General features: G+C 64.6%; 17 protein-coding genes. 7 read left to right on the top strand and 10 right to left on the bottom strand.

The window, feature by feature from the left end; genetic code table 11:
• Nucleotides 1–78 precede the first annotated feature (78 nt).
• The 4 genes from KF838_08880 to KF838_08865 all read right to left on the bottom strand — a co-directional run bounded on the left by KF838_08880 (nucleotide 79) and on the right by KF838_08865 (nucleotide 2,544).
• Entirely contained in the window at nucleotides 79–1,161 is a 1,083-nt protein-coding gene (locus KF838_08880) for an N-acetylneuraminate synthase family protein (protein QYK46898.1), read from the bottom strand.
• A gap of 108 nt (nucleotides 1,162–1,269) precedes the next feature.
• A complete protein-coding gene (gene coaD, locus KF838_08875; protein ID QYK46897.1) occupies nucleotides 1,270–1,839 on the bottom strand; it encodes a pantetheine-phosphate adenylyltransferase in 570 nt (189 codons plus the stop codon).
• Between the two features lie 52 nt (nucleotides 1,840–1,891).
• Nucleotides 1,892–2,080, bottom strand: a complete 189-nt coding sequence (locus KF838_08870; GenBank protein QYK46896.1) for a hypothetical protein — start codon at nucleotides 2,078–2,080, stop codon at nucleotides 1,892–1,894.
• An 8-nt stretch (nucleotides 2,081–2,088) separates the two neighbouring features.
• The gene (locus KF838_08865) at nucleotides 2,089–2,544 is read right to left on the bottom strand and encodes a type II toxin-antitoxin system VapC family toxin (GenBank protein ID QYK46895.1); all 456 of its coding nucleotides are present in this window, start codon (nucleotides 2,542–2,544) and stop codon (nucleotides 2,089–2,091) included.
• A 73-nt stretch (nucleotides 2,545–2,617) separates the two neighbouring features.
• Here KF838_08865 and KF838_08860 point away from each other — a divergent pair, with 73 nt between their 5' ends.
• Nucleotides 2,618–3,190 carry an HIT domain-containing protein gene (locus KF838_08860; GenBank protein ID QYK46894.1) on the top strand — a complete coding sequence of 191 codons (573 nt, stop codon included), beginning with the start codon at nucleotides 2,618–2,620 and terminating at the stop codon, nucleotides 3,188–3,190.
• Nucleotides 3,191–3,250: 60 nt separating this feature from the next.
• On the top strand, nucleotides 3,251–6,004 hold the full coding sequence (locus KF838_08855; GenBank protein ID QYK46893.1) for a zinc-dependent metalloprotease: 2,754 nt from the start codon (nucleotides 3,251–3,253) through the stop codon (nucleotides 6,002–6,004).
• An 88-nt stretch (nucleotides 6,005–6,092) separates the two neighbouring features.
• On the opposite strand, the gene KF838_08850 is transcribed toward KF838_08855, so the two are convergent.
• Nucleotides 6,093–6,701, bottom strand: coding sequence for a hypothetical protein (locus KF838_08850; protein ID QYK46892.1), 609 nt, complete (start codon nucleotides 6,699–6,701; stop codon nucleotides 6,093–6,095).
• Nucleotides 6,702–6,764: 63 nt separating this feature from the next.
• On the opposite strand from KF838_08850, the gene KF838_08845 reads away from it, so the two are divergent.
• On the top strand, nucleotides 6,765–8,111 hold the full coding sequence (locus tag KF838_08845; GenBank protein ID QYK46891.1) for a hypothetical protein: 1,347 nt from the start codon (nucleotides 6,765–6,767) through the stop codon (nucleotides 8,109–8,111).
• A 10-nt stretch (nucleotides 8,112–8,121) separates the two neighbouring features.
• A complete protein-coding gene (locus KF838_08840; GenBank protein ID QYK46890.1) occupies nucleotides 8,122–9,126 on the top strand; it encodes a YihY/virulence factor BrkB family protein in 1,005 nt (334 codons plus the stop codon).
• On the opposite strand, the gene KF838_08835 is transcribed toward KF838_08840, so the two are convergent.
• Complete coding sequence (locus KF838_08835) at nucleotides 9,115–10,026, bottom strand: amidohydrolase family protein (protein ID QYK49828.1); 912 nt, start codon at nucleotides 10,024–10,026, stop codon at nucleotides 9,115–9,117. The genes KF838_08840 and KF838_08835 overlap by 12 nt on opposite strands.
• Nucleotides 10,027–10,065: 39 nt before the next feature.
• Entirely contained in the window at nucleotides 10,066–10,629 is a 564-nt protein-coding gene (locus tag KF838_08830) for an amidohydrolase family protein (protein QYK46889.1), read from the bottom strand.
• A 140-nt stretch (nucleotides 10,630–10,769) separates the two neighbouring features.
• Here KF838_08830 and KF838_08825 point away from each other — a divergent pair, with 140 nt between their 5' ends.
• A complete protein-coding gene (locus KF838_08825) occupies nucleotides 10,770–13,712 on the top strand; it encodes an insulinase family protein (protein QYK46888.1) in 2,943 nt (980 codons plus the stop codon).
• Nucleotides 13,713–13,812: 100 nt separating this feature from the next.
• Nucleotides 13,813–14,331, top strand: a complete 519-nt coding sequence (locus tag KF838_08820) for a hypothetical protein (protein ID QYK46887.1) — start codon at nucleotides 13,813–13,815, stop codon at nucleotides 14,329–14,331.
• A gap of 31 nt (nucleotides 14,332–14,362) precedes the next feature.
• Here KF838_08820 and KF838_08815 read toward each other — a convergent pair whose 3' ends face one another.
• The 3 genes from KF838_08815 to KF838_08805 all read right to left on the bottom strand — a co-directional run bounded on the left by KF838_08815 (nucleotide 14,363) and on the right by KF838_08805 (nucleotide 17,475).
• Entirely contained in the window at nucleotides 14,363–15,886 is a 1,524-nt protein-coding gene (locus KF838_08815) for a DEAD/DEAH box helicase (protein QYK46886.1), read from the bottom strand.
• Nucleotides 15,859–16,359, bottom strand: a complete 501-nt coding sequence (locus KF838_08810) for a hypothetical protein (protein ID QYK46885.1) — start codon at nucleotides 16,357–16,359, stop codon at nucleotides 15,859–15,861. Before KF838_08810 ends, KF838_08815 begins: the two co-directional genes overlap by 28 nt.
• 291 nt (nucleotides 16,360–16,650) lie before the next feature.
• Nucleotides 16,651–17,475, bottom strand: a complete 825-nt coding sequence (locus KF838_08805) for a glycosyltransferase family 2 protein (GenBank protein ID QYK46884.1) — start codon at nucleotides 17,473–17,475, stop codon at nucleotides 16,651–16,653.
• Between the two features lie 59 nt (nucleotides 17,476–17,534).
• Between KF838_08805 and KF838_08800 the strand changes: the two genes are divergently transcribed.
• Nucleotides 17,535–18,785 (top strand): tRNA-dihydrouridine synthase, encoded by a 1,251-nt coding sequence (locus KF838_08800; protein ID QYK46883.1) that lies wholly within the window; start codon nucleotides 17,535–17,537, stop codon nucleotides 18,783–18,785.
• Nucleotides 18,786–18,869 lie beyond the last annotated feature (84 nt).

Below are 18,869 nucleotides of genomic sequence, written 5' to 3'. Positions count from 1 at the left end.
AGCGAATCCTCACGATGATCCAGCAGGGTTACACGCGAAGGCACACCGCTCTGGAGAGCGGTGCCACCAAGAACTGAACTATCCGAGAGTAAGATCTATCGGTGTCAGCGGCACATCGCCAGCGACATCACGTTTCAATCTCTTTCCGATCATCGTCGCGAACTCGAACGCCGGGACGCCTGTTCCCGGGCGTTTGACCGTCAGGTCGCGTGCGGACAGCACGTGGCCCGCCGGCAATGAGCGCGTGGTCACGACCGATTGACGCGAGAGCTTTCGCACATCCTCCTCGATCGCGATCACACGCTTGACGGGCTCAATGCCTTCGAACTGGGATTTGCGATTGTCGGTTGCCGCGGCCAGTGCGGCGTCGCGGGCAAGCTCCACATAGCGGGCAAAGTCTCGTGGCTCGAGCGACGCCGCGTGGTCGGGCCCCGGGGCGTTCGTGTCATACGTGAAGTGCTTCTCGAGGATGCGGGCGCCCAGCCCGACGGCGATCGCGCCGGTGCCGACGCCCTGCGTGTGGTCGCTGTAGCCGATGGGACCGTCGAAGATCTCGCCGAGGGCGAGAATGCCGCCGAGTTCGGCGTGTTCGATCGCGGTCGGATAGCTGCTGACGCACTGGAGCAGGGCCGTGCGGCTTGGTACGGCGGCATCGCGAGCGGTCAACCAACTGAGCGCGCGGGAGACCTCGTCGATCGTACTCGCGCCGGTGCTGATGATGAGGGGCTTGCCTGTCGCGACCAAGCGTTCAAGCAGAGGACGATGCACGATGTCGGGGGATGCGGTCTTGTAGGCGTCCCACGGCAGCGATTCGGCGGCGTCGACGAGTTCGGTGGAGAAGACGGTGACGATCGCGTGGATGGATCGTGCGTGGGCGAGCTCGACGATGCGGGCCATGTCGGGTATGGAGAGTTCCAGGCGACGGAGCATGTCGACGGGGTCGCTCTCTCCCGCGGCTTTCTGGTAGGCGGCGAGTTTGGCGGCGGCGGACATCAGGCGATCGGCTTCGAACAACTGGAGTTTGATGGCGTCCGCTCCGGCGTCGGCAGCGGCGTCGGTCAGTTCGAGCGCGCGATCGACCGAACCATCGTGGTTCACGCCGATTTCGGCGATGATGTAGGGTGGATTGGCGGCGGAGATGTCGCGCGTACCGATCTGCATATGAGCGTGTGAATGGTAGTGGGGCGGCGGGAGATGCAGGTGTACGAACGAGCATCAGTTCCGGCTCGCACCGCTCGCCGGGAACTGATGGCACCCCCTCCGAGCCCTTCAGCTTTCAACAGCTCCGTCGTTGCTCGTTGCGAGGCGTTTGAGCAAGGGGTGCTTGGCGGCTTTTTTCTGGCGGAGCATCTCGACGACGAGTGGGGGGACCATGCTGGCGAGGGGGGTGAGGTCGCGGCCCATCGCTGCGATCTGCTTGATGAGACTCGACGAGGTGTACGCGAAGGTCTGGCCTGCGACGACGAAGGCGGTTTCGAGTCCGGCGACTTCGCGGTTGGTGACGGCCTGTTGGACCTCGTACTGGAGGTCGGAGAGGTTGCGCACGCCGCGGAGGAGGGCGGTCGCGCCGACCTCTCGGGCGAAGTCGACGGTGAGCCCGCTGAAGGCCTTGATGCGGACGGGTGCGGCGTCGGGTTCGGTGGCGACCATCTCTGTAAGGAGGCGTTCGAGCATGTCGACGCGTTCGTCGGCGGAGAAGAGTGAGTCTTTGCCGGGATTGCGTCCGACGGCGACGATGAGTTCGTCGAAGAGGCGTCTGCCGCGTCGGATGACGTCGAGGTGCCCGTATGTTGCGGGATCGAAGGAGCCGGGGAATACAACCACGTGCTTTGTAGGCATGGTGGAATGGTAGTGTGGCTTGGCTTGGCCGAGTCACAGGGCTGGACTGGTGCTAGGCCGCACGGCCCTTTCCGGGGCGCTTGGATGCTTTCGGCTTTGTCGCGCCGGGTTTGGAAGCGCGTTTCGAGGCACCATGCTTCTGGTTCAGATGCTTTACGTATGCGTTCAGGTCGTGGCCAAAGCGGGCGAGCAGATCTTGGCGCACCTTACGGACTTCATCAATGATCGGATCGCGTGCCATTCGAGGCCTCACATGAGCTCTTGCGGTGTGCAGATGAGCGGGGGTGATAGACCACTTTCGACGCACACAGATTGTATTCCTGGGCGGTGGACGGCGTTTGCGATGTGCGAGCAGTTCCATGTCAGCAGGTATTGAACGTTATTCGCAGCGGCGATTGCGATGTGAAGTGCGTCGATTGCGGCTCGCCGTGGAAGGGAGAGCCGCGCGACCAGGGCTTGAGCGAGGGAGGCGTCTGCGTCGGTCGGTCGCAAGACACGTAAGCCACTGAGAAACTTCAGGCGACGAGCGGCGGCATCTGGATCGCCTGCGGATGCTTCGTCTGAGATGACGAGTTCGAAGTCACTTCGGCGGGTATTCCACCATTCGTGAGTCAGTTGCTGCTGTGCCGCAACGACGATGTCTCGGCTTGGCCGTGCGGCCACATAGCTCACGACAGACGTTTCGAGGTAGACGGTTGGCTTCACGTCTCAGATGGTACAGATTCGGGCTCCGGTTTGTCTTTCTGGCCGGGGCTGAGGCCGTTACCATTCTCTCCGCATGCCCAACCAGCCCACAGACCCTTCGATGGGGCCGTCGTCGCTTCCCGCCCCGTGGCGTTTGGATTATCTCGAGCGTCTGGACAAGGAGGAGAAGCAGGGGAAGGTGCCCCAGCCCGGGAGCGGGAGCTTTCTCTTGGATTACTGGCTGGCCCCTGAGCGTGACGTTCAGAATCATGTGATTGTGCGGACGGATCAGGGGATGATCCTGCTGAACGCGTATCCGTATGCCGCGGGGCATGTGCTTGTGGCTCTGGGTGATCCGCGCCCGTCGCTTCTGGATTATGGCCCCGACCAGCGTCGGGCGTTGTGGGAGTTGGTTGTTGCGGCGACGGCGATGGTTGAGCGGACGCTGGAACCTCAGGGGATCAACACGGGTATCAACCAGGGTCGGGCCGCGGGTGCGGGTATTCCGCAGCATCTGCACGTCCACCTCGTTCCTCGTTGGGGCGGGGATACGAATTTCATCACCACAATCGGACAGGTTCGGGTCATTCCGGCGTCTTTGGATGCCATGGCGGCACGTTACAGGGCCGTGTGGCAGCGGATGATCGCCTCGGGCTTTACAATCTGATTCGTCGGGTCGTCTCGGTTCATTCCAGATTTCAATTCCCTCCATCTTCGGAGCCCATGCATGCACCGTTCACGAATCGTTTCTCTGATCGCCGGGCTTTCGCTCGCGTTGCCCGTGTTTGCCCAGAATGAGAAGCCGGAGTTTCCGCCGTTCAACGATGTTGCCAAGGAGTACAAGAAGGTTGCGCCCCCGCCGGGTGTTTCGCCTTTCTGGACGATCTGGACGCGGGAGAAGGACGGGCAGATGCTGGCGGAGTTGAACAACTGGGGCGACCAGCAGCGGTTCTACATCGCGCCGACGGTTGCTTCGGGGGATCCTGAGGCGGGGGTGCTGCCGATCTATACGCGGTGGGGGATGCCGGGCGATCGGTATGTGTACTGGCGTCGGTACGACAAGCAACTGGCTTTGATTGAGCCGCAGCTGGAGATCAGGTCGACGGGCGACAACGAGTCGAAGGCGGCCGTGGCGAGGTCTTACACGGACCGGGTGTTGCTGACGGTGCCGATCGTTGCGATGGGTCCGGGTGGGAACCCTGTGATCGATCTGGACGCGTTTCTTCTGGGGAATGCGAGGTTCTTCTTCGGAGCGTTTGTGAATGGGGCGAGGAACGATCTGGCGACGATCAAGAGCGTGAAGACATTCGCGAACAACGCGGAGATCGCGGTCGAGGTGCCGGTGATCGGCGGTCGGATGGCGACGTTGCATTACTCGATGAGTTCGTTCGCGGAGAACCCGGATTACACGCCGCGCGAGGCGGATCGTCGGGTGGGCTTTTTCTATTCGGTGTTCTCGGATCTCTCGAAGAATCAGGCGGATTCTGAGGCGGTGCGGTATGTGAACCGCTGGCACATCGAGAAGGCGGATCCGAAGCTGCGTCTGAGCCCTCCGAAGCGTCCGATCGTGTTCTACATCGAGCACACGACGCCGATCAGGTATCGGCGTTGGGTGCGGGAGGGGCTTCTCGCGTGGAACAAGGCGTTCGAGCAGGTCGGGATCGTGGATGCGATCCAGGTGCATCAGCAGGATGCATCGACGGGCGCGCACATGGATAAGGACCCGGAGGATGTGAACTACAACTTCATCCGGTGGACGAACGCGCGGATCGGGTATGCGATCGGGCCGTGCCGCGTGGTGCCTGAGACGGGCGAGATCCGCGATGCGGACATCGTGATGGATGAGGGTTTCATTTCGGGTTGGGTGCGTGAGTGGAAGGACATGGTTCCTGAGGCGGCGTTGGCGGGGATGGACAAGGAGTCGTTGGAGTGGATCGAGCGTCATCCTGAGTGGGATCCTCGGGTGGCGTTGCGTCGCGCCGGGTTCGGTCCGGCGACGGCGGCACGCGGCACAGTGGCGCGGATCGCTATGGCGGGGGCGGTTGTGCCCGAGGAGTTGGGGATCGCACCCGAGGATGTCTCGGAGCTCTCGAAGGTGAGCGGGATGCAGCATCGGTTCTGCGCGTGCGCGAAGGGGAAGACGATGTCGGTCGCGTTGGCGCGGCTGGCGCACAATCTCGGCATGCTCGGGTTCGACGATGAGGTCGGGGACAAGGCCGGCAAGGGTGGCGATGAGCCGGACGGCCTGATCGACGGCGTTCCTGAGGAGTACATCGGGCCGCTGGTGCGCGATGTGATCATGCATGAGGTCGGGCACACGCTCGGGCTGATGCACAACTACCGCGCGTCGAGCATCTATTCGCTCGATCAGATCAACTCGCCGGAGTGGAAGGCGAGCGGGAAGCAGATCTCGGGCTCGGTGATGGATTATCACCCGACGAATCTTGTTTACGGTCCGGGCGAGTTCCGCGGGCACTACGGGATGACGGACATCGGGACGTATGACAAGTGGGCGATCCAGTGGGGGTATACGTTCGAGGATCCCGAGCCGATCGCGAAGCGCGGGACCGAGCCGGAGTTGGCGTTCACGGCGGACGAGGGCGCGTGGGGGCCGGATCCGCGGACGCGGACGTGGGACCTCGGCGATGACCCGTTCATGTGGGCGCAGCGGAATGTGGAGTTGGCGGCGAAGCTGCGTGCGAGGTTGATCGACCGGGCCGTCAAGGACGGGCAGTCGTGGCAGCGGCTGCGCGAGGGGTTCCAGATGGTGATGTGGCAGCACTTCTCGGGGGTGTGGAACGCGACCGGGCAGATCGGCGGCGTTCACATCTCGAGGGCTCGTCGGGGCGATCCCGGCGATGAGCTGCCTAACGTGCCTGTGCCCGCTGCGGACCAGCGCAAGGCGCTGAAGTTCGTGCTGGAGAACGGGCTGCGTGACGCATCTGTCGGGCTTACGCCGGAGTTGCTGGCCCGGATGGGTGCGGACGAGTGGTGGGAGGACTGGGGCGCGTCGCCGGATTATCCCGCGGTTGACACGGTCGTGGCGATGCAGACCTCGACGCTGACGCGTCTGATGAGTCCGACGCTGTTCAGGCGTGTGCTCGATAATGAGGCACGCGTTCCGGCCGGGCAGGATGCTGTCACGGTGCCGGAGGTGCTGGAGTCCATCCGGAAGGAGATCTGGAGCGAGGTTGCGAATCCCTCGAATGCGCGTCCGACGGCGCGTGAGCCGATGGTGTCGGCATCGCGAAGGGCTCTGCAGCGCGAGCATGTCTCTCGTCTGATCGCGCTCTCGACGGGCAGGACATGGGGCGGAGCGAGCGGTCGCATGATGGCGACGCTGGCACGCGAGGAGCTTCGCGCGGTTCAGGAGATCGTGTCGAAGGCACCGAACGGCGATCCCTATACAAGGGCGCATCTGTCTGAGTCAAAGGAGCGGATCGCGCGTGCGCTTGAGGCGGCGTATATCCGCGCCGACTGATTGCTGCCGAGTATGTAAGCGAGCAGAAGGGCTGCCAATGTGGCAGCCCTTCTTGTTGCGCGGATGTGTGTCGGGTGTGGAGCTCTGTTCAGCGGGTTTCGGTGGAGACAAGGAAGTAGGGGCCGTCTTGATCCCCCTCCGGGCAGGCATCGACGGCGATCCAGGAGATCTCGTCGATTGCGCCGGCATCGCATGGGTACTCGAAGCCGATGGAGAGAAAGCCGGGTTGCGCGACTTCCATCACCTGGCTCTCTTCTTCGGGGTCGAAGGTCTTGAGTTCGGGCGTCTGTGGGACGTGCATCTCGCCGTACTCGTCGCGCCATTCCTCGGAGAAGACGACCAACCATGGGCCTTTCGCGCCTCGGGCGCGGGCGATGATGATGCCCGCTTCGCGGGGCTCGTCGTCCTCTTCCTCATTCTCGTCTTCGCTGAAGTAGGTGGCGATGTCGAGGTGGTCTTTGCCGTTGATCACGATGTCGAAGACGGTGAAGGTGGGCTCGCCGTGGCCGCAGAACTCGCCGGTGATGAGGATTCTGGACGCGTCGGATGCTGCGGGTGATCGCGTGTATCCGGCGAGGAAGCCGGGGGGTGGGGCGTTGGCGATGGGGGCACGATATTTGGTCTTGAAGCGTGAGAGGGAGCCGGTTTGTCCGGGGTCGAGGAATGTGTGGTCGCCGAGTGTGAAGGGAGCTTGCATTGTTTGATGGTAGAGGGGCGTGAGGGTTGCGGGGGCAGACAGGTGGCGCGAGTACGATGCATGATGAAGCAGAAGCAGGGCTGGCTCGATCTCGTGCGTGTGTGTGCCGCGGTGCTGAGTTGCGCGGTGCTGTCTCCGCTTGGAAGTTGCGCGATGGTTGAAGTGAGAGGGCCGGGCGATCCACCTTCTGGTGCTGTTGGAACGGCACCCGGGGGTGAGAGGGGTCACGCGGCATTGACGCTTGAGGAACTGGTATCGCAAGTGGTGCTGTTTGTGACCCCGGTGCATGGCGATGTTGATGTGAGGTTCTGCGGGCTGAGGCGGGTGATCACGGGGAATCGGAACGAGGCGATCGTGCGAGGGGAGGCGTCGGCGGCACGCGGGTGGGCCGAGTGGTGCATGTCGGAGCGGTCGCAGATCGAGGATTGGCTTGGTTCGAGCCCGGATCTTGCGTCGCGCGTGCGGATCTGGGTGAGGCAACCGGCCGGAGACCACAATGATGTCTCGGAAGGGGATATGCCGGCGGACACGATCCGACACCATCTCGATGCGTACCCGGCGAGCCGTTTGTTCGAGGGGATGGGGGATGCGTACAGGCGTCATCTGCTGGAGCCGCCGGGCCGTCCCGCGCTTGCGCGGGCGTGGTTCTACGTCGGGTCACCTGACAACGATGCCCGCCCCTCGTATCCGAGGCCGCACTTTGCGGGGTTGTCGCCTGAGGAGACGCTTGCAAGATTCGAGCGCGACTTTGTGGTGCCGATGAATGCGGGTGAGCGTCTGTTGATTGAATCGGGGGCGGAGTCGGGTTCGATCGTGAGTCTGGGGCTGGACAAGTCGGTGCCTCACGATGAGAAGTCCGGGACGTTCCTGATCGCGCAGACGTATGGTGCGGAGCTGATGTACGAGCCGCTCGGGAAGCGTGGGAACCCGTGGGTTTCGCGTTCTGAGTGGATCGGCCTGGTATTGGAGGACACGTTCTGGGATCGGCTGGGGCCTCGGTCGGATACGGCGCAACCGTCGGAGGTTCGTGGACCGATCGCGAGGTTCATCTCTCGTCCGATGAACTTCACGCCTCAGGAGAAGTGGCATCGGTTCTGCGCGATGCTGCAGGGCCGGGCGTACACCGGATCGGGGCTGGGCGGTCGGTCTGTATCGGACGAGGGGGATTCCCGGGTCTACTTCCCGGTCGTGCAGATCGCGTACATCCAGGATGGGCAGGCGGGATTGCTTCGCGGGTATAACGACTGGCGAGCTTCGCGTGGGATGGGGCCTGTGGGGCGAGATGCGTTCGCGACGGCGTCGGGTCTTCTGGCGGCCGTGAACGAGTTCGACGGGCCGTATGAGGAGCAGGCGGGGCGTGTCGGCGTGAGTCGCCGTGAGATGCGGGCGAGGGGGCGTGACGCGGAGTAGGCAGAAGGGCATGAGTCTCCGGAGCGGGTTCAACTTCCTTCGAGCGGTCGTGCGCGGGATTGTCGAGCACGACATTCTGTCGCTTGCGGCGGCGGTGGCGTTCTACACGCTGCTGTCGTTTGCGCCGCTGGTGCTGCTGGTGGTGACGGTGGGGGGATTCATCGGCGAGGTGGCCAAGAGCGAGCTGGTGCAGAGTTTCTACTCGCAGTTGGGTCCGGACGCGGCGCAGGTCGGGCAGGCGGTGATCGCGCAGGCGGAGCGTGCGGGGCCACCTCGGGAGGCGTGGCGGTGGATCCTGAGTTCGGGGATGCTGCTCGTGTCGGCGAGCATGGTGTTCAACCAGCTGCAGAAGTCGTTGAACAGGATCTGGGGGATGCGTGCCTCGCCTCGGTCGGGGGTGTTCGCGTGGATCTGGAAGCGGTTGGTCTCGATGGGGATGATCTTTGCGATCATGTTCATTCTGCTGGTGGCAATGGTGGTCTCGACCGTGATCGAGGCGTTGCTTCCTCGGACAAATGAGGTGGTCGGGAGAGTGGCTCTCTCGGGCGTCTCGATGCTGGTGAGCGCGTTGTTGTTCGCATCGATCTTCAAGGTGCTACCGGATGCGAGGATCGCGTGGCGCGAGGTGTGGCTGGGTGCGATCACGACGGCGGTGCTGTTCTCCGGAGGGAAGGCGGCGATCTCGTGGTATCTGAAGCACGGCGGCGTGGTTGAGAGTTACGGGAGCGCGGCGGGCGCGCTGATCGCGCTTGTGGTGTGGGTGTATTACTCGTGCATCATCCTGTTCGTCGGGGCGGAGATGACGGCGCAGTACGATCAGCAGCGAGCGGCAAAGCGAAGGGCGAGGGAGGCGAGTGCGATCGCGGAGGCGGCGGCACGGATCGCTTCGGCTGCGAACGTTGAGGCGGCCCGGGCAGGGGAGTTGGCGAGTCATCCGCTGTCTCCGTCGCCTGCGCGGAGCGGGGAGCGTGGCGCCGGTGAAGCGGCGGGCGAGCCGGTTCGATCAGAGGTCTGATTTCAGGGGCGGCTCTTGGTTGAAGGGTGGGCGGGCGGATCGCTCGACCTCGGCGAGGAGCGCGTCGAGTTCGGCACGCTGGATGAGTCGGCCTCTGAGCATGACCGCTTGGATACGGCGTGTTGAGCGGATGTCGACGGTCGGATCGGCGTCGAGGAGAACAAGGTCGGCGCGTTTGCCGGGTGCGATGGAGCCGAAGTCGGGTGGGACTCCGGTTGCGGAGCCACGGTTCGGGAGCGAGTCCATGTAGCGTGCCGGATTTGAGGTCGCGCAGGCGAGGGCACGCTCGGCGCCGAGGCCGCATGCGGCGAGGGACGCGAGCTCGTCGTGAAGGGAGAAGCCGACGACCTTGAAGAATTGTGGTGAGTCGGATCCTGCCATGAGGCCGACGCCAGCATCGGCGAGCGCGAGGGTGATCTGCTTTCGGAGAGCGGCGACGCGTTCGCCGTAGTCCACGCCCCAGAGTGCTGGGAACTTGGTCGCGTTGCGTTGTTCGGCCCATTGCCCGACGGCTTGGGGGACGATGTAGCGCATCTCGGGTCGGGCCATCAGCTCGGCGGTGGGGCTCTTCTGATCGAGGATGGTCTCGAAGAGTGAGAGCGTTGGGACGGACCAGATGCCCGCTGCGGCGAGTTTCTTCGCGAGCTCGGGAAGCCGGTTCGTGTCGATGGCGTCGAGCACGGGGCCGGGGGGGATCTGTCCGAACTGGGATGCGGCGGCCGGATTGGCGATCAAAGCGGCCGGGATTGCGTCCAGGTGTTCCTGTTGCTGCGGGTACTCCGCCGCGACGGTGATGCCGACTTCGTTGTCTACATGTCCGGTGACCGGGATACCGAGTTCACCGGCGGTGGTCTGGAGCGCGCGGTAGACCTTCTCCTGAACGACGCGGTGAGATTTGATGAAGTCGAAGCCGGTCTCCGAATGAAGGCGAACTGCTGCCTAGGCCTCTTCCGGAGTCTTGGCGATTCCCTGGTGAATGGGCGGTCCTGCGATGTGGAGTGTGGGGCCGAGCAGGGAGCCGTCTGCGATGGCCTGTCTGAGGCGGGGGTGGGATGGATGGCCGACCATGCCGCGTGCGGTGGTGATGCCGTTTGCAAGAAGGAGTGCGCATGCGCGGAAGGCGGCGGCTTCATGTTGGGCGTTGCCGGGTTCGTATGGCGGCAGGTGGACGTGCATGTCCGCGAGGCCGGGGATGAGCCAGGCGTTGCCGTCTCCTTCGATGATTGTGAGGTTCTGGAGCGCGTCGCCGGGGTTGACGGCGTCGATCGGGCCGACCTGCGCGATGCGGCCTCCGACGACGAGGACAGACCAGCCGGACTTTACGCCGGGCTCGGTCATGGTGAGCACATTGACGTTGCGGAAGAGTGTTGGCGCATCGCTCAGCGGCGGGAGCGGATCAGAGCCGTGGGATGGGAGCGTTGGGAGGAGAGCCGTGATCGCGATCGAGGCGATGGCGGCGAGGCGCGCGGCCTTGGGGCGACGCGCACGTGTATGGTGGTGCATCGTTTGGCTTCCGTGTGTTCCGCGGCATGTTGTAGATGGGTGGGGCGGTTGGGGTTGCAGAGGTTTCATCGCGGGGGCGGGCGGATGTCGGTACACTGGGCTGACGCGGCGGGCTGCCGCGCACGAACTGGAGGCCGATCATGTTTGAACGCCGCACGGGGTTGTCGATTTGCGCGATGGTGCTGCTTGTCTGCGGACATGCGGTCGGGAGCGGACTGACGGAGATTGAGCAGCCGGAGCGTCAGCGCGGCGCGCGAAGCGGTGAGGCACGCGGGGTCGGACAGGGGTGGAATGCGGAGACGGCGTTGCCCGTTGATCCGACTCTGGTGACTGGTCGGCTTGAGAACGGGTTGCGGTACATCATCAAGCAGCACGCGGTGCCGCCGGGCCGTGCGGTGATGTGGATCCACATCGGGACGGGATCTCTGAATGAGACGGACCGTCAGCGTGGGATCGCTCACTACCTGGAGCACATGGCGTTCAACGGTTCGGAGAATTTCGCGCCGGGTTCGCTTGTGCCGTTCTTCCAATCGCTGGGCATGACGTTCGGGCGCGACCAGAATGCGTTTACGAGTTTCGACCAGACGGTGTACCAGTTGTCGCTGCCGGACGCGAAGCCGGAGACGCTGGGCGACGGGATGCGTTTCTTTGCGGATGTTGTGGGGAGGTTGTCGCTGCTGCCCGAGGAGATCGAGGAGGAGCGCCAGATCATTCAGGAAGAGCGTCGGCGCGGGCTTTCGGGGCGTCAGCGGACGCAGTATGAGATGCTTGAGAAGATGGCTCCCGGCTCGCTATTCGGCGTGCGTCTGCCGATCGGCACCGAGGAGACGATCAACAGCGTGATGGTGGAGGACTTCCGGGCGTACTACGACGCGTGGTACGGGGCGTCGAACTCGACGCTGATGGTGGTCGCGGATGCTGATCCGGAGGTTGTGAAGGGTGTGATCGAGGCGCACTTCGGCGGATTGCCGGCGCGTCCTGTGCCTGTGTCCCAGGATGTGGGCGTGCGTGCATACGAGAAGAGCTTCGCGATCGTGACGCATGATCCGGAGGTTCGGACGGAATCGGTGCAGATCGTTCGGCTGGAGCCGGCGCGGCGTCCGGTGACGACGGTTGGGGGCATGCGTGAGGATCTTGTCGATTCGCTTGGGCAGTTCGCGATGAACCGTCGGCTGTCGAACAAGGTTGCAGCGGGCGGGACGAGCTATATGAGCGCGAGTGCGAGCAGCGGCACGCAGTCTCGCGCGATCCATACGGCGGAGATCAGCGGGCGCGCGAAGCCGGGCATGTGGAGAGCGGCTCTGGAGGAGATCGCGCTCGAGTTGCAACGGGCCAGAGCGTTTGGTTTTTCGGCGCGGGAGATCGAGGAGGCGAGGAGAGAGATCGTGTCCGGCGCGGAGCGTGCCGTGGAGACGGAGGCGACGAGGCCTGCGCAGATGATCATCGGTCGGCTGAACAGCGATGTGGCCGCGGGAAGGCCGACGATGTCCGCGAAGCAGCGGCTGGATCTGATCAACGCGCTTCTGCCGACGATCACGGATGAGGAGGTGTCTTCGCGTTTCAGGACAGAGTTTGACACTTCGGCGGTCTCGTTCGGCGTGACGCTTCCCTCGGGTCCGACGGTGCCGACGGAGCAGGAGCTGCTCGACATCGGCGTTGCCGCGCTGGCGGTGAAGCCGACGCCTGAGGCCGAGAGCGAGGGCGCGGTTGCGTTGATGACCGAGTTGCCGGAGCCGGGGAAGGTGTCTGAGGGCGCGATGCACGAGGCGAGCCGCGTGTGGTCCGGCTGGCTCTCGAACGGCGTGAGGGTCCACTTCAGGGAGATGAAGGAGCGTGAGAACCAGGTCACGGTGAGCATCGACCTGATCGGCGGCGAGCTGCTGGAGACGGCGCAGAACCGCGGGATCACGGGCGCGGCAACGCTCGCTTGGTCGCGACCGGCGACGATGGGGCTGTCTTCGAGCGAGATTCGCTCGCTGATGACCGGGAAGAAGGTATCTGTCCGAGGCGGGGGATTCGGCGGCGGGCGAGGCGGCGGCGGCGGGGGAAGCAACACCGACTCGATCTCGCTGAGCATCTCCGGAAGTCCGGAGGATCTTGAGCCGGGCTTCCAGCTTGCGCATCTTCTTCTGACTGAGCCGCGCATCGAGCCGTCGGCGTTTGAGCAGTTCGTGACGGCCTCACGGGAGTCGATTCTTGAGTCGGAGACGAACCCACTGCGGTACGGGACGCGTGTTGCTTCTGCGGCGATGTATCCGGCGGATGTGGCGAGGGTGCAGCCGCTGACGGTTGCGCAGGTTGATCGTTTGAAACTCGATGAGGCGCAGACGTGGCTCGATGCGATTGTGCGCGGCTCGCCGATCGAGGTGACGATTGTCGGGGATATTGATCGCGGGAGGTTGATGCCACTCGTCGAGCGGTATATCGGTTCGTTGCCAGCGCGTGAGCGGGTTGGTGCGACGCTGTTCTCTTCCGAGCGATCATTGAAGCGGCCGGTGGGGCCGCGTGTGGTGACGGAGGTGATCAAGACGCCGACGCAGCAGGCGTTTGTGATGTCGGGCTTCTACGGGGCCGACCAGTTGGATCGTGACGATGCTCGGGCGATGGCGCTTGCGTCTCGCATCATGTCGACACGGATGGTGACCGAGGTGAGGGAGAAGGAGCAACTGGTCTACAGCATCGGCGCGGGATCGAGGCCGGGGACGACGTACCCGGGGTTCGGGATGTTCTCGGCGGCAGCGCCAACGGAGCCGGCGAAGGCGGATGCGCTTGTGGCGAAGCTTGGGGCGATGTACGACGCCTTCGCGAAGGAGGGCCCGAGCGAGGAGGAGCTTGATGTCGCCAGAAAGCAGATTGCCAACACGTTCCAGCAGGACCTGCTGGAGCCGGGGTACTGGTCGCGGCGGATCGGGCAGATGACGTTCCGGGGTGATTCGCTCGACGAGATCCTTGCCGATCCTGAGGCGTACCAGAGAATTGATGCGGAGGCGATCCGTTCGACGTTTGCGAAGTACTACAGGCCTGAGAACATGGTGACGGTCGTGGTGAAGCCGGAGCCGGCAGAAGGTGGCGGAGCACATTGACACACAAGGGTGGAAACCTGCGGCACATGATTGCCAACTGTGACCGGGCACGCTTGCGCGTCGCGAGGGTGGCCGGGTGATTGCGAAGGGAGAAGGTTCGATGGATGCGAGGGCGATTGTCGTTTCGGCGTTGATCGGTGCGGCCGGGCTTGCTGCGTTCAGCGGGGTTTCGGCGGTGCTTGGACAGCCGGCGCAGCCCGCGGGTGGGCAGCAGCGGGGCGGGCCGGATTTCGGGGCCATGCTCGCGGAGAGTCTGCAGAGCGTGGACGGGTGTCTGGGTGTTGAGTCGGCGCGCACGCAGAGCGGGAAGAACGTGATCGTTGCGTGGTTCAAGGATGTCGAGTCTGCGCGGGTGTGGTATCACCACCCGACGCATCGCCGGATGATCGAGATGACGGGCGGCGATCCGGATGTGAAGAAGCCGATGCGGCATGTGAAGGATGGGACACCGGTCATGGTGATGGCGACGATCACGCCCTCGGCGCGGCCGGAGATCGAGGGTGTGCCGATGCCGATCTCACAGATCTCGATCGAGTTGTACACGTCGCTGCCCGGCGGGGCGTCGATCAACGGGCGTTTCTCGCCCGAGGGGTTCCCGATCGAGCATCACAATGAGTGAAGCGGCGCGGGAGTGAGCCGCGGCAACCGACTCAAGTCGAAGCGGGCGGCGTTCCGCCGGGTGGGGGCGGCGGCGGCGCGGCGTCGAGTTTGGCGGTGCGGCTTGTGCGGACCTTGCCGAACATGCGCTTGGTCGGGAGTTGCGTCGGGATGATCCCACCGGGGAACTTCGCGGCGAGTTTCTCCTGGTCCACGGGCTGGGCGGCGGTGGCGGCTGCGCCGGCCGGGGGCGGCGCGGGCGTTGCGTAGCGATTGAATTTCTGCGAGCGCATCTGCTTGAGCTGGGCGTCCTGCTCGCGTTGCTGGCGGTAGCCGTCGGGGACGGGGCCGGGTTGGAAGTCCGGGTAATCGAGCTTGGGGATCTCGGTGTTGATCAGGTGCTCGATCTGGGTCAGGAGTTCGCCTTGCTCGGGGGTGACGAGCGACCATGCGACGCCCTGCTTTCCGGCGCGGGCGGTGCGTCCGATGCGATGGACGTAGATGTCGGGGTCTTCGGGGAGATCGTAGTTGATGACGTGCGTGACGCCGTCAACGTCGATGCCGCGGGATGCGAGGTCGGAGGCGATGAGCACTTCGAGCTTGCCGCTCTTGAGCTGAGCCATGACGGCGTTGCGTTTGCTCTGGGGGAGATCGCCGTGGATGGCGTGTGCCTCGATGTCCTTTCGAGCGAGATACTGCACCAGTTCGTCGCAGGTTCGCTTGAGGCGGCAGAAGACGACTGTGAGCGCGGGTTCTTCGTGGGTCAGGAGGTGTGCGAGGAGGCGTTTCTTGTCCCACGGCTGGACGGTGAGGTAGTGCTGCTGGACGAGCGAGACGGTGAGCGAACCGGAGGAGGTGACGATCTTCTCGGGGTCGCGCATGTGGCGACGGGCAAGGTCCTCGATCTCGTTCGAGATCGTCGCCGAGACGAACATGGTCTGGCGATCGGTCGGGCACATCTTGAGGATCTTGCGGATGTCGTCGCGGAAGCCGATGTCGAACATGCGGTCGACTTCGTCGAGGACGGCGAACTTGACGTTGTGGAGGCGGAGGTGTCCGCGTTCGACCATGTCGATCACGCGCCCGGGTGTGCCGACGATGATCTCGGGGTTCTTGGCGAGGCGTGCCGCCTGCTGGCGGATCGGCTTGCCTCCGTAGACGGTGACAGCGCTGAGGCCTGTGTAGCGACCGAAGTTGGCGAGGTCGTTGTGGATCTGCACGGCGAGTTCGCGCGTCGGGCCCAGGATAAGTGCCTGGAAGGGCTCGCCGGGTGTGCACATGTTGAGCAGGGGCAGACCGAACGCGGCGGTCTTGCCGGTGCCGGTCTTGGCTTGGCCGAGCACGTCTTTGCCTGTGAGGGCAACGGGAACGAGCTGGGCCTGGATGCGTGTGGGATGCCGGAACCCCATCGCCTTGATCGCACGCTGGATCGGCTCGGTCAATCCGAGCTGCTCGAAGGTCATTTCGGTGTCGAAGATTTCGGGGGAGAGCGGCTTGTGCTCGGGGGCGACGGGATCCGGGACGTCGAGGTCCGGATCGTGGTCGAGTTTCACGATCTCGACCATCTCGCCTGCCATGCCGCCGAGCGAGATGTCCTCGTTGGAAGCGGTGATGGGTCGATCGTCGTCGTAGGAATCGCCTCCGTAGCCGCCGCCACCACGTCCGCGTCCGCCTCGACCTCTGCCACCGCCACCGCCACCGCCACCTCCACCTCCACCTCCACCGCGTCCTCGTCCGCCGCCGCCACCTGAACCACTGCGCCGTCCACCATCTCCTCGTCCTTCAGATCGAGGTCCGCCGGAGGAACTGCCTTCGGCGCTCGGGACGGGCGACGGGCGTCCGGCGGATGCGCCTCCGTCTCTGTGACCATGGGCTGAGCCGGAGCCGCCATCGGTACCGCCGTTTGGGGCGGCGTTGGGAGATCCATCGGGATTCGAGCCGCGACTGCGGCCGCGCCGACGGCGCCGCTTCTTGCGAGGTCCGCCATCTCCGCCCCCACCCGCAGACGTGCCGCCTCCATCCGAACCGCCACCGCCACTGCCACTTCCACCCGAAGAGGAGCCGCCCTCACCACCCTCGTGTGAGTATCCAGAACTGTGATCGAACGGTGACGACGAGGCGGAAGAGGTATCAACGTCAGACATGAGTGTGGAGCGCTCGCAAAGGGTTCGCCGTGCGCACCCGAGCGGGCACGCTCACGCGGCGTCAACCACGGGCAGCTCGCTGCCGCCCGTCATCCACCAATCGTATGCCGAATCGCAATGCCCTGACGTTCCCCAGGCAACTTGTTGCCGGTGCGGCAATCCACCGACTTTCACACACGAAGCTCGCCCGTCGGTCCTCAGGCCTCTTTCCCACTCTCCTCCGTGGCCCTCCCGTGGCCCTCCGTGGTGAATGGCTTGGATTGCCTCTCCAACAGGATCACGTGCTTCATCAGCGTCCCCGCCGCGGCAGAACCCGCGGCGGCCCACCCTCGCCATCCATCCCTCCACGCCGAGCGGAGCACGATCTGCTTGAAGAGCGCGCCGATGGTGGAGATGACGAGGCGGGCGGCGTTGGTGCGGCGTCCTTCATTGAAGAGACTCTCGGCGGAGATGCGAGCGTGGCCGACCTGCTTGGCGAGGTGATCGGCGATGGTGGTCCAGGAGTCGTGGCGGAGGTCGCCGGAGAGGCGGGCCACGTATGCGGGGGCACCCGGCGCTTTGATGAGGGAGAGCTTATCGTGGGGGTCGAGGCCGCCCCATGCGGCGGCGCCCTGACGCACGAGGCGGAGGCGCCACTCGGGCTGGTAGGTGTGCTGGAGGAAGCGTCCGGCGTAGAAGATTTTGCGGTTGAGTTCGTAGCCGCGGACGGCGGGGTCGTTGCGGGTGAGCGCGGCGTCGATGGCGCGTGCGAGTTCGGGCTCGACGCTCTCGTCGGAGTCGAGCGAGAGGATCCAGGGGTGGGTGCAGGACTCGAGGGCGAGTTGCTTGGTCCTGACGTGTCCGAGCCACGGGGAGCGGATGACGCGTGCCCCGGCGGCTTCGAGCATCGGGATCGTCTCATCGGTCGAGCCGGAGTCGACGGCGACGATCTCTGAGGCCAGACCCCGCACGGAATCGAGGGTCCGACCGATGGTCGGGGCGTTGTTCCTGCAGACGATTGCGACGGAGAGGGGCAATGCCATGCCTCCAAGTAAAGCAGGATGGTGCTGATCACACAAACGCGCGGTCACTACGATTCTCTGTGACGCTTGAGCCCCTCCAGATCGGTCCGCTGCGACTTTCGACGAACCTGTTGCTTGCGCCGATCGCGGGGTATTGCGATCTGGCGTTCAGGACGGTGTGCCGCGAGTTTGGCGGGCTGGGCTTGGCGTGCACGGATCTGTTGTCGCCTCAGGGGTTGCTCCGGGGGACGGCGACGTCGCTGGACCTTGCGAAGACGAACGACTTTGACAAGCCGGTGGGGATGCAGCTTTACGGGAGCGACCCGGAGATCATGGCGCAGGGGGCGCGGTGGGCGGTGGAGCACGGCGCGACCGTGGTGGACATCAACATGGGGTGCCCGGTCGACAAGGTGACCAAGAAGGACGGGGGATCCAAGCTTCTGACCGATCTTTCCCGGGCTGTTGCGGTTGCCGAGCGCGTGCGAAAGGAACTCGACACCATCCCGCTCTCGGCGGCGGAGTGGTCGAAGCGACTGGGCGATGCCCGCATTGCCGCTTCCTCCCTCTCTCATTCGCCCGCTTCGCCTCCGCGGCCCTCCGCGGCCCACCGCGTTGAGTCCCTTTCTTCACCATTGCCCGTTGCCCATTCCCCATCGCCTCTCCCCGTCACTGTTCCTCTCACGTGCAAGATGCGGTTGTGCTGGCACACATCGGATTATGAGTCGGGGAGCGCGTGCTCGCCTCATCTCGCGCGGATGCTGGCGGATGTGGGGGTGAGCGCGGTCACGGTGCATGGGCGGACGACGGAGGACAAGTTCGCGGGGAGCGTGCGGCTGGAGGGGATCGCCCGGGTGGTGGAGTCGGTGCGGGGCGCGATCCCTGTGATCGGGAACGGGGATGTGCGCGAGCCCGAGGATGCGGCGAGGATGATGCGCGAGACGGGGTGCGCGGGCGTGATGATCGGGCGGGGCGCGCTTTCGACGCCGTGGATCTTCCGGAGCGCGTGGGGGGTGCTCACGACGGGCACGGCACCTGCGGCACCGACGGAGCCCGAGATCATCGAGATGATCCGGCGGTTCTTCACGCTGATGCGCGAGCAGCGGGACGATCGGTACGCGCTGTTCCAGATTTCGAGGCGGATCTCGTGGTTTGCCAAGCGGCTCGGGATGGAGCCGGGCGGCACGCGGCATGGGGTGAAGCCGTTCAAGGAGGCGATCCGGCTGGCGACGCACCCGGATCAGGTGCATGAGGCGTTGGATGCCTATCTGCGAGGGGATCTTCGGACGTACTTCCAGGATGCCGAGCGAGTCCAGGGTGCAGAGGCCGAATAACTGATCAGAATGGGCTGGTTCGGGGGAGGTTGATCTGTATATTGGGTTTGGCCGTGCTCTGGAATTGGACCCTGTGAGATGGAG

The organism is Phycisphaeraceae bacterium (assembly GCA_019454185.1).
GTDB lineage: Bacteria > Planctomycetota > Phycisphaerae > Phycisphaerales > UBA1924 > JAHBWV01.
This window is presented reverse-complemented; position numbering and strand designations above follow the sequence as displayed.